Source organism: Hoeflea sp. YIM 152468, from assembly GCF_029210485.1.
Taxonomy (GTDB): domain Bacteria; phylum Pseudomonadota; class Alphaproteobacteria; order Rhizobiales; family Rhizobiaceae; genus Hoeflea.
The window spans coordinates 185752-200825 of the sequence record NZ_JARGET010000011.1 but is presented as its reverse complement, the minus strand read 5'-3'; the positions used below and the strand labels follow the sequence as shown (position 1 = coordinate 200825).

The 15074-nt window shown below is 59.6% G+C and carries 15 protein-coding genes; 3 read left to right on the top strand and 12 right to left on the bottom strand.

Features of this window, described 5'->3' with window-relative positions; translation table 11 throughout:
* Nucleotides 1-53 precede the first annotated feature (53 nt).
* Entirely contained in the window at nucleotides 54-704 is a 651-nt protein-coding gene (locus tag PZ897_RS06090; RefSeq protein ID WP_275750826.1) for a hypothetical protein, read from the bottom strand.
* A 294-nt stretch (nucleotides 705-998) separates the two neighbouring features.
* Between PZ897_RS06090 and PZ897_RS06085 the strand changes: the two genes are divergently transcribed.
* Nucleotides 999-2240, top strand: coding sequence for an MFS transporter (locus PZ897_RS06085; protein WP_275750825.1), 1242 nt, complete (start codon nucleotides 999-1001; stop codon nucleotides 2238-2240).
* Nucleotides 2241-2289: 49 nt separating this feature from the next.
* Here PZ897_RS06085 and PZ897_RS06080 read toward each other — a convergent pair whose 3' ends face one another.
* The 9 genes from PZ897_RS06080 to rpoZ form a co-directional block, all read right to left on the bottom strand.
* The gene (locus tag PZ897_RS06080) at nucleotides 2290-2799 is read right to left on the bottom strand and encodes a PaaI family thioesterase (RefSeq protein WP_275750823.1); all 510 of its coding nucleotides are present in this window, start codon (nucleotides 2797-2799) and stop codon (nucleotides 2290-2292) included.
* Nucleotides 2796-3566, bottom strand: a complete 771-nt coding sequence (gene recO, locus PZ897_RS06075; protein ID WP_275750821.1) for a DNA repair protein RecO — start codon at nucleotides 3564-3566, stop codon at nucleotides 2796-2798. Before recO ends, PZ897_RS06080 begins: the two co-directional genes overlap by 4 nt.
* A 17-nt stretch (nucleotides 3567-3583) precedes the next feature.
* The gene (era, locus tag PZ897_RS06070) at nucleotides 3584-4531 is read right to left on the bottom strand and encodes a GTPase Era (protein ID WP_275750819.1); all 948 of its coding nucleotides are present in this window, start codon (nucleotides 4529-4531) and stop codon (nucleotides 3584-3586) included.
* Nucleotides 4524-5249 (bottom strand): ribonuclease III, encoded by a 726-nt coding sequence (gene rnc / locus PZ897_RS06065; RefSeq protein WP_275751028.1) that lies wholly within the window; start codon nucleotides 5247-5249, stop codon nucleotides 4524-4526. The genes era and rnc overlap by 8 nt, the downstream gene beginning before the upstream one ends.
* Nucleotides 5246-5992, bottom strand: coding sequence for a signal peptidase I (gene lepB, locus PZ897_RS06060; RefSeq protein WP_275750818.1), 747 nt, complete (start codon nucleotides 5990-5992; stop codon nucleotides 5246-5248). The genes rnc and lepB overlap by 4 nt, the downstream gene beginning before the upstream one ends.
* 149 nt (nucleotides 5993-6141) lie before the next feature.
* Nucleotides 6142-6543, bottom strand: a complete 402-nt coding sequence (acpS, locus tag PZ897_RS06055; protein WP_275750816.1) for a holo-ACP synthase — start codon at nucleotides 6541-6543, stop codon at nucleotides 6142-6144.
* Complete coding sequence (locus PZ897_RS06050; RefSeq protein ID WP_275750814.1) at nucleotides 6540-7151, bottom strand: DUF2062 domain-containing protein; 612 nt, start codon at nucleotides 7149-7151, stop codon at nucleotides 6540-6542. The genes acpS and PZ897_RS06050 overlap by 4 nt, the downstream gene beginning before the upstream one ends.
* Before the next feature lie 203 nt (nucleotides 7152-7354).
* Nucleotides 7355-9595 carry a bifunctional (p)ppGpp synthetase/guanosine-3',5'-bis(diphosphate) 3'-pyrophosphohydrolase gene (locus PZ897_RS06045; protein WP_275750812.1) on the bottom strand — a complete coding sequence of 747 codons (2241 nt, stop codon included), beginning with the start codon at nucleotides 9593-9595 and terminating at the stop codon, nucleotides 7355-7357.
* Nucleotides 9596-9724: 129 nt separating this feature from the next.
* On the bottom strand, nucleotides 9725-10126 hold the full coding sequence (gene rpoZ, locus PZ897_RS06040; RefSeq protein WP_275750810.1) for a DNA-directed RNA polymerase subunit omega: 402 nt from the start codon (nucleotides 10124-10126) through the stop codon (nucleotides 9725-9727).
* A 351-nt stretch (nucleotides 10127-10477) separates the two neighbouring features.
* On the opposite strand from rpoZ, the gene PZ897_RS06035 reads away from it, so the two are divergent.
* Nucleotides 10478-11065 (top strand): NYN domain-containing protein, encoded by a 588-nt coding sequence (locus PZ897_RS06035; protein WP_275750809.1) that lies wholly within the window; start codon nucleotides 10478-10480, stop codon nucleotides 11063-11065.
* 249 nt (nucleotides 11066-11314) lie between these two features.
* On the opposite strand, the gene smpB is transcribed toward PZ897_RS06035, so the two are convergent.
* Nucleotides 11315-11797 (bottom strand): SsrA-binding protein SmpB, encoded by a 483-nt coding sequence (gene smpB, locus PZ897_RS06030; protein WP_275750807.1) that lies wholly within the window; start codon nucleotides 11795-11797, stop codon nucleotides 11315-11317.
* Nucleotides 11798-11799: 2 nt separating this feature from the next.
* On the bottom strand, nucleotides 11800-12681 hold the full coding sequence (dapA, locus tag PZ897_RS06025; RefSeq protein ID WP_275750805.1) for a 4-hydroxy-tetrahydrodipicolinate synthase: 882 nt from the start codon (nucleotides 12679-12681) through the stop codon (nucleotides 11800-11802).
* Between the two features lie 376 nt (nucleotides 12682-13057).
* Between dapA and PZ897_RS06020 the strand changes: the two genes are divergently transcribed.
* Entirely contained in the window at nucleotides 13058-15064 is a 2007-nt protein-coding gene (locus PZ897_RS06020; RefSeq protein ID WP_275750804.1) for a lytic transglycosylase domain-containing protein, read from the top strand.
* Nucleotides 15065-15074 lie beyond the last annotated feature (10 nt).

Below are 15074 nucleotides of genomic sequence, written 5' to 3'. Positions count from 1 at the left end.
TTTCCGATTGCAAGCAGATCAGGCCTCGGTAATGCCGGTGCCCGAAACACAGTTCACTCAAACAGCTTGCTCTTGTCCGCATCTTCTGCAGGCGCTGAGTCCGGCATTTCGGCAAGCGCTTTTTCCAGCACGAATTCCGCCTGCGCGGCATATTTCAGGGCCGGGTTGATGCCAAACCCGAAAGCCTTGGTCACACCGCCCAAGACATGCTCGATCCGCACCGAGCCGTTGCTTTGCTCATCGGAGACGAACCTGACCGACAGGTGCTCCGCCTCACCTTCCGTACCGATCACGTCTCCGATCGGTTTGGAAAACAGCCCAACCTTGTTCTCGCGCGCCACCGTGGCCCACTCCGGGCCCTTGCGCAGATAGGCAATGAACGCGCGTGCCTGATCGACCTGCATCATCATTCCGTGACCGCCGCCTTCCGCCCCGTCCTGCGCCGGGATGACGATCGACGCCATCAGCAGCAGGCCGCGGTTCTTGTCGGGAAAGGCGGAGCAATGGGTAAAGCCGGTACGGCCGCTTGCCAGATCGGTCAGCTGGGCCGGATCGCCGATGATGGCACCGAAAGGCGTGATGACGAACTTGCTTTCGGGATCAAAGCTGGCGCGATCAGGATCAAAAGTGTCTGCACCGGCACTGGTCAACGAGCCCAAAGCCAGCGCCAACCCGATCAATCCCGCGAGAAGTCCCTGTTTCATCCCTTAGCCTCCGGCTGTTGCCACCCCGCTGACAGCATTCCTGCCGTCAGGCCAGCTGTCAACCAAGGCCTGGCTCAAGCACTCGTGTCGGGCCGGTTGCCGGTGCGCAGCAGCACCCGCTGATAGAACCGGCCGATCCCCATCAACGACACGCCCAGACCGATGAAGGAGGCCGCCCGCAAAGCACAGGTCCCGACGGGCAGACATCAATTGTGTTGATTGATCGGTTCAAACAAATGCACTTGTCTGATGGGCGGAAATCCCTAATGTCGCCGAACACTTCAGGAGTTTTCCATGTCCGAAACCCCTCCCACAGCAGCCCCTGCGCCGCTTCCGTGGCTGATCATCATCGCCGGCTGCCTGATAGCGCTGCTGTCGTTCGGGCCGCGCTCGGCGATGGGGTTTTTCCAGTTGCCGATGCTCGCCGACACCGGCTGGGACCGCACCACCTTCGGTCTGGCGATGGCGATCCAGAACCTGTTCTGGGGATTGGGACAACCGATCTTCGGCGCCATTGCCGACAAATACGGCACCTGGAAGGTTCTGGCGCTGTCCTCGCTGCTTTATGCCGGCGGCCTGTTCATCATGTCGGTGGCGCCGACCGAGGGCTGGTTCTACATCGGCGGCGGTGTGCTGACCGGTCTCGGCATCGCGGCGGCCTCGTTCGGCATCGTGCTGGCGGCATTTGCCCGCAATGTCGCGCCTGAACGCCGCTCCATGGCGTTTGGCATCGGCACCGCAGCCGGGTCGGCCGGCATGTTCGTTTTCGCACCGCTCAGTCAGGGCTTGATTGACGCCTATGGCTGGCAGGAAGCGCTGGTCTGGATGGCGGCGATGATGTTCATTGTCCCGTTTCTGGCCATACCGCTGCGCGGCAACTCCAACTCCGGTTCGCAGCAGGCCGTCCACTACAAGCAGTCAATCGGCGAAGCCCTGCGTGAAGCGCTGGCTCACAAGAGCTACGTGCTGCTGGTGACCGGGTTTTTCGTGTGCGGCTTCCAGGTGGCCTTCATCACCGCGCATTTCCCGGCCTATTTGCGCGACATCGGCATCGACAGCTCGTTTGCCGTGCTGGCACTGGCGCTCATTGGCTTTTTCAACATCATCGGCTCGCTCGCCTCGGGCTATATCGGCCAGCACTATTCCAAGCCGTTGGCGCTGGTCTGGATCTATGTCAGCCGCTCGATCGCCGTCACTGCCTTCCTGCTGTTGCCGCAGACCGGCATGTCAGTGGTGATCTTCGCCATTGTCATGGGCCTGTTGTGGCTGTCGACCGTGCCGCCGACAAACGCGCTGGTGGCAATCATGTTCGGCACCCGCCACCTCGGCATGCTCGGCGGCCTTGTCTTCTTCTCCCACCAGGTCGGATCGTTTCTTGGCGTCTGGCTCGGCGGCTATCTCTATGATGTTTTCGGCTCCTACAATCCGGTCTGGTGGCTGGGTGTGGCTCTGGGTCTGTTCGCCGCCATCGTGCATTGGCCGATCAAGGAAAGGGCTGTCGAACGCAAGGTTCCGGTGCCGGTAGCGGCCGAATAGGGCCGCGGTTTCGAACGGTCTTGCTTGGCTGACGCAGGGGCTAGCCTGATCAGCGCTTCAGGTTGCCAATCGGAAAAATGGCACAAGTCTCGGTACCGTGCGCCAGCAACTTGCCCGCCCCGTCACGCAGATAGGCCTCCGAGGTGGCGATTGTCTTGCCGCGGTGGACCACGCGTCCTTCACAGGCCAACTCTCCCCTATCCGGCATGATCGGGCGGGTCAGGTTGAGCTTGAACTCCACCGTTGTGTAGCCCTCGCCGGGGGCAAGCAGTGTCATCACCGCGCAGGCGAGAGCCGAATCCATGATCGTTGCCGCCCATCCACCATGAATGGTGCCGAGAGGATTGAGGTGATCCGCCGTCGGTGTGCCGGAAAACACGATCCGCCCTTCCTCCACCGCCGTCAGCCAGAAATTCAGCGTCTTGGCCATCGCCGCCCCCGGCAGGCGACCGTCGAGAATGCCCTGCATCACCGAAAGCCCCCCTTCCCTGGCAACCAGATCCAGCGGGACAACACCGGTGAACTGGCCGGTGGCGCGGTGATTGGTTTCTTCAGTCATGATCCGGGTTCCTGACAGGAATTGGCGACAGGGGCTGATTGCCGAAGTGCCCGCAAGGCGGCAGTACAGAAACTTTCGCGGCTGATCGGCGGCTCGACACCGCGCGGCTCAAACACATGCCGCCCGAGAAAATAGCCTGACAGTTTGAAGGCCTGGGCCAGCATCACCGCATCCACGCAGGCCTGCTCCCGGTCAGGCAGGAACGCCGGCAGCGCCAGCAGCTTCTCCGCCCAGGGCGCGCCAGCTTCCGCCGACACCGCACGTCCGGATTTCGGAGACACATAGATCAGTCCGGAGCGGACGCCGGTGGCGGCGCACGCTGTCAGGTCCAGCCCGAAACCGAGATCCTCGAGCACCGCGAGCTCGAACCGGACGTAGAGTGCGCCAGCTTGCTCAGGCGTGTCGAGACTGTCGAGAATGACCGCGAAGGCGTCATGCAGCCTGGCGTGGGAATCGCGTTCGGGCAAGAGCCGCAACAGCGCCGCCATCGCCTGAACCCCATGCACGCCAATGGCACTTTCCATCAAGCGTCCGGCGCGGGCATCAAGCAACTCGACCTGAAACTGCCCCAGATGCTCATCCAGCCGGGCGCGCCAGACCAGATCAAGCGAATTGCCAGGTTGCAGCACCGGCTGCAGCCGCTTGGAGCGACCGCCACGGACGATGCCGAGATGACGGCCGTGCGCCTTGGTCATGACCTCGGCAATAACCGATGTCTCGCCGTGTTTCCTCAGGCCCAGTATGATTCCTTCATCGCGCCATTCCATCCGCTGACTCTGACCGCTCAGTCGGGAAATTCAAGTCCGATTTCGCGGTAGCGCTCGGGATCATTGCCCCAGTTGCCGCGAACCTTGACGAACAGGAACAGATGCACCTTCTGTTCAAGAATGTCGGCGATTTCCATGCGTGACGCCTGGCCGATGGCCTTGATGGTCTCGCCCTTGTGGCCCAGCACGATCTTCTTCTGGCTGTCGCGCTCGACATAGATGACCTGCTCGATGCGAACCGAGCCATCCTTCTTCTCTTCCCAGCGCTCCGTCTCGACATGCGAGGCATAGGGCAATTCCTGATGCAGGCGGAGATAGAGTTTCTCACGGGTGATCTCTGCCGCCAGCTGCCGCATCGGCAAATCCGAAATCTGGTCCTCGGGATAATACCAGGGGCCTTCCGGCAGGGTTCTGGCCAGGTAATCCATCAGGTCCTTGCAGCCCGAGCCGTTGAGCGCCGAGATCATGAAGGTCTCGGAAAACTCGGCCTTGGCATGGCAGGCCGCAGTCAGGGCCAGCAGGGTATCGCGCTTGACCTGGTCGATCTTGTTGATCACCAGGATCTTGCTTCCATGCCGGGTGGCAAGCGAATCCAGCAGCGCTTCCGCATCGCCCTTGATGCCGCGTTCGGCGTCGATCAGCACCAGCACCAGATCGCCATCCTTGGCGCCGCCCCAGGCGGTTGTCACCATCGCCCGGTCAAGCCGCCGTTTGGGCGTGAAAATGCCGGGCGTATCGATGAACACAATCTGGGTGCGGTGGTGAATGGCGATACCGCGCACGATCGCGCGTGTCGTCTGCACCTTGTGCGAGACGATCGACACCTTGGCGCCAACCAGCTGGTTGACCAGCGTCGACTTGCCCGCATTGGGCGCGCCGATCAGAGCCACGAAACCCGAACGCGTCGGGGTCTGCGGTTCGGCCGGCGTAGCATCGGCGTCAGGTCTGTCGGGTGTCTCAGTCATCATCTTGTCCTGCGCTGGGCTGCCATACGCCCTCACGTTCGAGGAGAGCCGTCGCTGCGGCCTGTTCGGCTGCACGCTTGGACCGGCTTTCACCACTGGCGGGTTCGGATCCGTCAACCTGCACGACCACTTTGAACACCGGTTCGTGATCGGGGCCGGAACGGTCGGTTACGCGATAGGCCGGTGTCACACCATAGCGCGCATGGGCCCATTCCTGCAATTCTGTCTTGGCATCCCGTCGCGCAGCGTCATTGGCAAAGGCACGTGTCTTCCAGTGCTTGTGAATGAACGATCTGGCCGCTTCCAGCCCGGCATCGAGATAGATTGCGGCAATCAGCGATTCCACCACGTCGGCGCGGACGTTGACCATGCGCTGGTCAGCCACCCGCTTGACATCCGCACCGGTGCGGATGAATTCGTGCAGCCCCAGCCCGTCGGCCACTTCGCCGCATGTCTGCGCACTCACAAGTTGATTGAGACGCACTGACATTTCGCCTTCGCTGGCCTCGTGAAAATGATTAAACAGCAACTCGGCCACGCACAGGCCGAGCACGCGGTCGCCGAGAAACTCCAGCCGTTCGTAGTTGCCACCGACCGGGTTGCGGATACTGGAATGGGTCAAGGCCCGCTCCAATCGCTCCACATTGGAAAATTGATGCCCGATGCGCTCCTGCACCCGCTTCATGATCTCGGAGGTTTTTCTGGCGGCGCGCTTCATCGCTGTGCTGATTTGAAGAACCGGCTCAGCCGGAGATCCGACGGCCATTTCCAGATTTCAAGCGGCGATGCGTCTTCCCCGATCGAGAAGAAGATGATGGTTGCCCTGCCGATGAAGTTTTCCAGCGGCACGTAACCGACTTCAAAGCGGCTGTCCTGCGAGTTGTCGCGGTTGTCGCCCATCATGAAGTAGTGGCCTTCGGGCACCACGAACTCCCGGGTGTTGTCGCCGGGTGAATTGAGGGTGAGATCGAGGGTGGTGTAGGAGACACCGTTGGGCAAGGTTTCCCGGTAGACAGGAACATCGGCCCCCTGATTGTACCGGCCCTCGGGCTTGTAGCTGCCTTCGCGTTCGCGCTTGACGGCTTCACCATTGATGTAGAGCACGCCGTCGGAGACCTGGATGCGGTCGCCAGGAAGGCCGATAACCCGCTTGATATAGTCGATCTTGGTGTTGCTCGGCAGCCGAAAAACAGCCACGTCGCCCCGCTCCGGCTCGCTGCTCCAGATCCGTCCTGAAAACAGGTCCGGCGAAAACGGCAACGAGTATTTGGTGTAGCCGTAGGAATATTTCGAAACGAACAGATAATCGCCAACCAGCAATGTCTCCATCATCGATCCCGACGGGATGCTGAACGGCTGGAAAAACAGGGTACGAATGATCACCGCAAGCAGCAGCGCCTGGACGAGAACCTTGACGTTTTCCCATAGTCCGCCGGAGTGGTCTTTTTTTGTATCTGACACGCGTTGAATTCCTCAGGTGTGGCGCGGAAGCGCTTTCTCTAGCCCTTTGTATCGGTTCCGGCAACACCACTAACCCGTGTCCGGCATTCTGCCCCACGGTTTCCCTCGGCCAAACCGGATTCCGGCGGGTTCGCCGCACCGAATCGGTCTCAAGTCTGCGGCAGTGCCTCGATGATCACAAATGCCTGCGCCAAAGGGTAATCATCGGTTATGGTCAGGTGAACAACGCAGACCATGCCATCCGGCGTCATCCCCGCCAACCGCTCGGCCGCACCGCCGGTCAGTTTGAAGGTCGGCTTGCCGCCCGGCAGGTTGACAACCCCCATGTCCCGCCAGAACACGCCGTTTGACAGCCCCGTGCCGAGCGCCTTCGAGCAGGCTTCCTTGGCGGCAAAGCGCTTGGCGTAGGAGGCCGCACGCTGGGCCCTGCGATCCGACCGGGCGCGCTCGACGGCAGTGAAACAACGATGGGTAAAGCGCTCGCCGTGGCGCTCGAGCGTTTTCTCGATTCGTCTGATGTCGATAAGATCGCTGCCAATTCCGAGGATCATGTGCGCGGTGTCCTGTCGGCAACCCGTTCGCTCCGGGCCGCCGCCATTTCCTTGAGCCTGGCCTTGGCCCGCATCGCAAGGGCAGATTTTCGCCGCAACTGGAATGCGCGAACCGTCCAGTAGGTCAAAATATAAAATGTGATTCCGCTGACCAGGCCTGGGGGAATTGCCCCGATCAGCATCGGCTTGAGCACGGGATCCCACAATTGCTTGATATCGAGGTGCCTGAGCAAGGCTTCCAGATTGACCTGCTTTTGATGAGCCCCGGTCTCGACACCAATCAGCATATTGCCCAGCTTGATCGTCAGCGCCCAGATGAAGGGAAACGACAGGGGATTGCCAAAACCGGTTCCGATCGCCGCAGCTGCCATGTTGCCGGCCAGCACATAGGCAAGTGCGAACGCCAGAAGGAAGTGAAACCCCAAAAGCGGTGTCCAGGAGGCAAAAACCCCGGCCGCGACGCCAGCGGCGATTGCATGCGGCGTCGCCGTCAGTCGCAGCACTCGCTTGAGGAAATACTGGAAAGAACGGCCAAACGATCTCCGCGGCCAGAGCGCAGTGCGCATCCGGTCCCAAAATCCCTCTGGTCTGCGGCGACGAAACAACATTTGATGTCCGTATATCGCTCCGTTTGTGTCAGCTCTAAGTCAGCCCGGCAAAAATTGTGCGGGCCAGCATGACCATGCATGTGTGGTCTCCAGTTTGCCCGACAACAGCGAAGACTTGGTAAAGACGCATGCCTTGAAATGGCGAAAACATTGCGGATGCGTCGGCTTCTTCAGCTTCCCGTCCGGCAACCGGATTCCGGCCGCTATTGGTACACCCGTTCTACCGTGGAAACGGGATCAAGTCGCTTCAACTCGGTCACCAGCTGAATGAGGTGTTTGAGATCCCACACCTGCAGGTCGAACTGCATTTCGGTAAAATCGGCCGCGACGCGCACCATGGACAGGCTCTGGATATTCGTGTCGCTGGTTGCGATAACCTGCGCCACCTCGGCGAGAGTTCCAGGCGCGTTGATCGCAGTCACCAGGATCTGCGCCGGAAAACGGTTCTTGTTGTTCTCATCAATGTCCCAGCGGATATCGATCCAGCGGTTTGGCTCGTCATCGAATTTGGTCAGTTCCGGCGACTGGATCGGATAGACTGTGATGCCTGCCCCCTTCTCCAGAATGCCGACGATCCGGTCTCCAGGAACCGCACCGCCGGGTCCGAACCGGACCACCGAATTGTCATCCATGCCACGGATCGGCATGGCATCCATGTCCGGACTCGGTCCGATCAGACGCGATGCCCTGCTCGATTTCTGCGATTTTCCGAGCCCCGGCAACTTGAAGATCAGCCCGGCGGCGCTGCGCAGATTGAACCAGCCTTCATCGGCCGGCTTGGCCGGCGACACGCGTGTTTCCTGATGGTTGGGATAGACCGCGCGAAACACGTCTTCGGAGCTGACCTCGCCGCGGCCGACGGCGGCAAGCAGGTCTTCGACATCCTTGTAGCCAAGCCGGTGCATGATCGGTTTGAGCCCGTCTCGCGACAGCGGTTTTCCGGCGCGATTGAAGGTTCGCTCCAGGATTCTCATCCCGAGGCCGGAATATTGCTTGCGCACTGCGGTCTTCGTGGCCCGGCGAATCGCTGCCCGCGCTTTGCCGGTCACCACGATCTCTTCCCAGGCCGGCGGCGGCACCTGGACGCCGGACCGCAGAATCTCGACCTCATCGCCATTGGTGAGCCGCGTCACCAGCGGCATGATCCGGCCGTTGATCTTGGCGCCAACGCAGGTGTCGCCCACGTCGGTATGCACCGCATAGGCAAAATCGATTGGTGTTGCCCCGCGTGGCAACGCTATCAGCTGGCCTTTCGGGGTGAAGCAGAACACCTGGTCCTGAAACAGTTCCAGCTTGGTGTGCTCGAGGAAATCTTCCGGGTTGTCGCCAATCGACAGCGCCTCAATGGTTTGCCGCAGCCAGGAATAGGCCCGCGAATCCTTCGACAACGCGACCGATTCACCACTCGACCCGGCATCCTTGTAGAGCGCATGGGCAGCGACACCGTGCTCGGCGATTTCATGCATCTGGCCGGTCCTGACCTGCAGCTCGACACGCTGCCGCGACGGGCCGACAATGGTTGTGTGGATCGAGCGATAGTCATTTTGCTTCGGTGTGGAAATATAATCCTTGAAGCGGCCCGGCACCACCGACCAGCGCATGTGCACGATTCCCAGCGCCCGATAACAATCGGCCTCGGTGTTGACGATGATGCGAAAGCCGAAGACGTCGGAGAGCTGTTCGAATGACAGAGATTTGGATTCCATCTTGCGGAATATCGAATAGGCTTTCTTCTGCCGACCCTTGACCTTGGCCTCCAGCCCCTCCTGCCTGAACAACGCCGACAGCTCGTCCTCGATGGTATGGATCAGATCACGGTTTGCCGTGGAAAGCTCCGCCAGCTTGCCGGAAATCGTATCATAGGCTTCGCCGTTGATGGTCTTGAACGCCAGCTCTTCGAGCTCTTCGCGCATCCCCTGCATACCCATGCGCCCTGCCAGCGGGGCATAGATTTCCATGGTTTCCGTGGCAATCCGGGCACGTTTTTCGGCCGGCACATGTTCCAGCGTCCGCATGTTGTGCAAGCGATCCGCCAGCTTGACCAGCAGCACCCGCACATCGTCGGAAATCGCCAGCAGCAATTTGCGCAGATTTTCCGCCTGCTTGGCCCGCTTGGACACAAGATCAAGTTTCTTGATCTTGGTCAGCCCCTCAACCAGCCGACCGATATCCTCGCCGAACAGTTCATCGATCTCCGCCCGCGTCGCCGAGGTGTCTTCGATCGTGTCATGCAACAGCGCGACCGCAATGGTCGATTCGGTAAGCCGCATTTCAGCCAGGATCCCCGCCACCTCAAGCGGATGCGAAATATAGGGGTCGCCGCTGGCACGTGTCTGTTTGCCATGCTTCTGCATCGCGTAAACGTAAGCCTTGTTGAGCAGGGCTTCGTTGACGTCCGGTTTGTATTTCTGCACGCGCTCAACGAGCTCGTACTGTCGGATCATGGAAATGGCACTCCAGAACAAGAAAATGCGCCGAATCGAACGACCGGCGCATGAACTAGCATCAGTTGTCTATCGGTCTCCCGGTGACGCCTGCCGGTTAAAACAAATCAGCAGGCACCCACCAGAGACTTAATAGTCGTCGCTTTTTTCCGGCGGCACAAGCCCTTCAATACCGGCAAGCAATTCTTCTTCCGACATTGAACCAAAGGACGCAGCTTCCGGTTGATCATCCTCAACCACCGCCTCTTCCGCAGCGCTGCCTGCCTGAATGTAATGCTCCGGATCGGGCTCCGGCTCGTCCACTTCGACATGCTTCTGCAGCGAGTGGATGAGGTCTTCCTTCAAGTCGCCTGGAGACAGCGTCTCGTCTGCAATTTCTCTCAACGCGACGACCGGATTTTTATCGTTGTCGCGAGGGATCGTGATCGAAGCACCTTGCGAAATCTGGCGTGCGCGATGGCTGGCGAGCAGAACCAGTTCAAAACGGTTATCAACCTTGTCGATGCAATCTTCGACTGTGACGCGGGCCATTGCCTGTCCTTTTCAAACTGCTATGGGGGGAGTAGCCCCTGCGATAAACACATTCTGTGGTTATTTCAAGTCTTTTACGTCAAACGCCCGGTTTGATGCCCCGCCTTGCCCCATCTTCCGCCGAAACTGCGTCAAATGGTTAGCAGCTATGCACAATCAGCATTGCCCGGCCCCTTGAAAACAGGGACGAAGCAAGCAAGTGGTGTCCAATCACGAGAATTTGAGTCGGAAGCAGTAGGATAACGGACCCCTTAAGGTTATGTATACGCTCTAAACTGAGCTATATTTCCAGATACAAACTGCGTTCTACCTTAATTCATTAACAACGGCTCCATGAAAAGGATAGCCTAAGTGTTTGATCCAAGAGAAAAAATCGCTCTATTCATAGACGGGGCCAATCTTTATGCCGCATCCAAAAGCCTGAATTTCGATATTGACTACCGTAAGTTGTTGAAGGCTTTTCAATCGCGCGGCTATTTGCTCCGAGCCTATTATTACACTGCCTTGATTGAAGATCAGGAATATTCTTCAATCCGCCCGCTGATAGATTGGCTTGATTACAATGGCTATAAAGTAGTAACCAAGCCTGCAAAGGAATTCACCGATTCCATGGGCCGCCGCAAGGTCAAGGGCAACATGGACATCGAACTGGCCATCGACGCCATGGAACAATCCGATGTGGTCGACCATCTTGTGATCTTTTCGGGCGATGGCGATTTCACCTCGCTGGTCGAGGCGCTGCAGCGCAAGGGGCGCAAGGTGACCGTGGTCTCGTCGCTCTCGTCCCAGCCGCCGATGATCGCTGATGATCTGCGCCGCCAGGCAGACTACTTCATCGAATTGACCAGCCTGAAATCCGAAATTGGCCGCGACCCCTCCGAACGACCGCAGCGGACTTTCAGTCCGGCAGACGATGACGAAGACGAGTTCGACGATTGACGCCGGTTGCGTGGCGTGCGGCGAGGAGCAAGCGTGTTCCTCTGCACTCCCCATCCCACTGCAATCTTCTTGGCTGTGCAATCAGGGTCTGTCGCCGCCGTACGTGCCCAACCCTCGCCATCTGACCTGCCGGTCCGTCTGGCTTCGACCAGTTGGCGGAGGGAAAATGTCGGCTTTGAGGTTGCCGCTTGCACCCAAGCACCTCTGCGCGCAGCCCCTCCGCATAGCGGCGGATCTGCAACCGGGCTGCTAACCTCGGTCGCGCAGCAGGCGTGATTTCTGTCTGTTCCAGTCCCGCTCTTTCTGGGTCTCGCGCTTGTCGTGGAGTTTCTTGCCCTTCGCCAGCGCCAGTTGCAGTTTTGCAATGCCCTTGTCGTTAAAGTAGATCTTGAGCGGCACCAATGTCATACCGTCACGTTGCACGGCCTGGCCCAGGCGTCCGATTTCCCGTGCCTTCACCAGAATCTTGCGCCGCCGCCGGGGCTCATGATTGAACTGATTGGCCTGCAGGTATTCGGGCACGTAGGAATTGATCAGCCACATCTCCCCGCCCTCTTCATTGGCGTAGGAATCCGCAATATTCGCCTTGCCGTCGCGAAGTGACTTCACCTCAGTGCCAGTCAGCACCAGGCCTGTTTCGAAGGTTTCGACAATTTCATAGTTGAACCGCGCCTTGCGGTTCTCGGCAACGACCTTGCCATACTGCGATTTGTCTTCTTTTTTCGGAGCCATGATCAGGCCATCACGCCCGCGTGGACAAGCGCAGCGTCAAGCAAGGCCGCCGTGTTCGGATCAACCGTGGTCAACGGCGAGCGGACGACATTCTTGATCAGGCCCATCCTGGCCAGGCAATATTTCGTTCCCGCCACGCCTGGTTCCGCAAATATCGCCTTGTGCAGCGGCATCAATGCGTCGAGCATCTCCAGCGCGGTGGCGTAGTCGCCCCGCAACGTCGCCTCCTGAAACTCGGCACATTGCTTGGGTGCGACATTGGCGGTGACCGAGATGCAGCCAACACCGCCATGGGCATTGTAGCCGAGTGCGGTTGGATCTTCGCCCGAAAGCTGTATGAAATCCTTGCCGCAGGCCATTCGCTGCTCCGGCACCCGGGCAAGGTTGCCCGTGGCATCCTTGACGCCGATGATATTGGGGAAATCACGGTTGAGCGCCGCCATTGTTTCCACCGACATGTCCACAACCGAGCGCGGTGGGATGTTGTAAATGATGATTGGCAACTTGATCGCTTCGGCGACAGCCTTGAAGTGCTGATAAAGCCCCTTCTGCGTCGGCTTGTTGTAATAAGGCGTCACCACCAGCACGGCATCTGCACCCGCCTGCTCGGCGTGGACCGCAAGCTCGATCGATTCTGCGGTGCTGTTGGACCCCGCGCCCGCTATCACCGGCACACGGCCTGCGCTAACCTCCACGCACAGTTCCACCACCCGGTTGTGTTCGGCGTGGGAGAGTGTTGGCGATTCTCCGGTGGTCCCGACGGGCACAAGCCCGCTGCTACCGGCTTTGATCATCCGCTCGACATGTCTCGCAAAGCCATCCTCGTCCACCTCGCCATTCTCGGTAAAAGGGGTAATGAGGGCCGGAAAGGAACCCTTGAACATGATGATCTCCAAAACTGCCGGTCAACGCCTATTGGCGCAGTTACATACCTGTACCGCAGGCGATACAGGAAATTGACGCAACGGAAAAGCCTTCCGCTCATAGAGTGTCCTTTTTTGGCCGGCGGAAACAGCCTCCAGCCTTCATTCGGTGTCACCAGCCCCCGATTGCCCGCAATTTGGTCAGAATATTGTAGTTGAGTGAAGTTGATAAGCCTTTGTTAAGCCATGCTTGACGGCGCTGTGTTTTAACAGGGCAAAGGGGTATCGATCTTAGAACTGGCGATAGGACGCAACTGCAAGCAGACGCCGATTCCAGCTCGCCCGGAAGGCCATGATGTCAAAAACCGTTAATGCAGCGTTGTTTGTGATTTTACCGATGCTGACCACCATCTCGGCTGCGGCACCGATGCCCGACGGCAAAATTCCCCTACCCGCCCCTCGACCCGACCTCAGCACCCCCGCAGCACCGGTTGCCAGAACACAATCCGGCGCCTCACTCCCGGCAAGACAACTGCTCAATTCCGGATTGGACGCCCTTGGCCGCGGGGACGCCGGGCTGGCCCGGTCGATTCGTGACGCAATGCCGGCCCAATCGCTCGATCACCGCATCCTGAGCTGGTCGATTGCTCTGTCAGGCATGGAAGGTGTGCCCTCTGCGGAGATCACCGAAACGGCGAAGACGCTGAATGGATGGCCCGGGCTCGCATCGCTGCAACATTTGTGGGAACGCGCCCTGTTCTTCGAGGACCCGCCGGCAGCAAAAGTTGTCGCGGCGTTTGGCAGCACGCCCCCGGAAACGGCCAAGGGGGCGATCATCTTGATCAGGGCATTGATGGCGACCGGCAAGACCGGGCGCGCACGCGAGATTGCGTCCGGCTTTTGGCGCAGTGCCATCATGGACAATCGGGATGCCGGCATTTTCAGCAAAGAGTTCGACAGCCTGCTGGACAAAGCTGATCATCTGCACCGGATGGAGATGTTGCTGTACCGCGATCATATCAATGATGCCAAGCTCCTGACGGGGAAAGCCGAGGCCCAATCCCTTTACCGGGCCTGGGCAGCAGTCATCCGCAGTCCGGCGAAAGCCTCCAGCGCCATCGCGGCCGTCGATCCGTCCTGGCACGACAGGCCGTCCTATCTCTATCTGCGCGTGCGCCAATTGCGCGAACTCGAGCGCAACAAGGAAGCAGCCGCATTGCTGCACAGGATGCCACGCGACATCACTGCCCTGATTGACCCGGACGAATGGTGGGTCGAGGCCCGCGTGGTCAGCCGCGGTCTCTATGAAGACGGTGACATCAAGGGCGCCTACCGCCTGGCGGCAGCTCACCTGGCCCAAAGCCCGGAAGAATTTGCCGAAGCAGAATTCCACGCCGGCTGGTACGCACTCAGAGGGCTCAAGGACAGCAAGACCGCAGCCGTGCATTTCGCAGCCATCCTGAAGGTCGCAACCGGTCATATTTCCAAAGCCCGGGCGCATTATTGGCTGGGGCGCGCAGCGGAAGCGGGAACCGGCGGGACGCCTGCCGAGCATTATGCCCGGGCTGCACACTATCCCTCGACCTTTTACGGACAACTCGCCAGCGCCAAACTGGAGCGGAAATCGCTCGCCATCACCTATCCGTCCCCTTCGGCGAAAGACCGCACCCGGTTTGCAAATCGCGAGGCAGTGCAGGCGATCGGCATCCTCGAGCAGGCGGGCGCCGGATGGCGCGCCGACAGGCTTTATCGGGGACTGGCCGCGGAACTCGACAGTCCGGGCGAACTGGCCATTCTTGCCACGATGGCGGAAAAGCGCGGTGATCACCATCTTTCCCTGCAAATCGGCAAGACGGCCTGGAACCGCGGCGTTGACGTGGCCGCATTGGCCTATCCGCTCGGTGCCGTTCCTCAGAACGCCAACATCGCTGGATCAGGCAAGGCCCTCGCCTATTCCATTGCCCGCCAGGAGAGCACTTTCAACAAGGCCGCGGTCTCGCCGGCCAATGCCCGCGGGCTGTTGCAACTCCTGCCCGGAACGGCCAGAGCCGTCGCCGCACGCCACGGCCTGCCCTATTCCAAGGAACGGCTGACGACGGATGCCGGATACAACGCCACACTCGGCGCCCATTTTCTCGCAGAACAGATCCGCCAGTTCGGCGGGTCCTATATTCTGACCTTCATTGCCTACAACGCCGGACCGCGCCGGGTGACGCAATGGATCGAGCGATTCGGGGATCCGCGCGGCTTGCCGTTGGACGAAGTGATCGACTGGGTCGAGATGATCCCCTTTACCGAAACCCGCCATTATGTTCAGCGCATTATGGAGAATTACCAGATCTACAAAGCGCGCCTGGGCCAGTCAGTCAGCATCGAAAACGATCTCAGATTTGGCCGCCGATGAAACCTGTCGC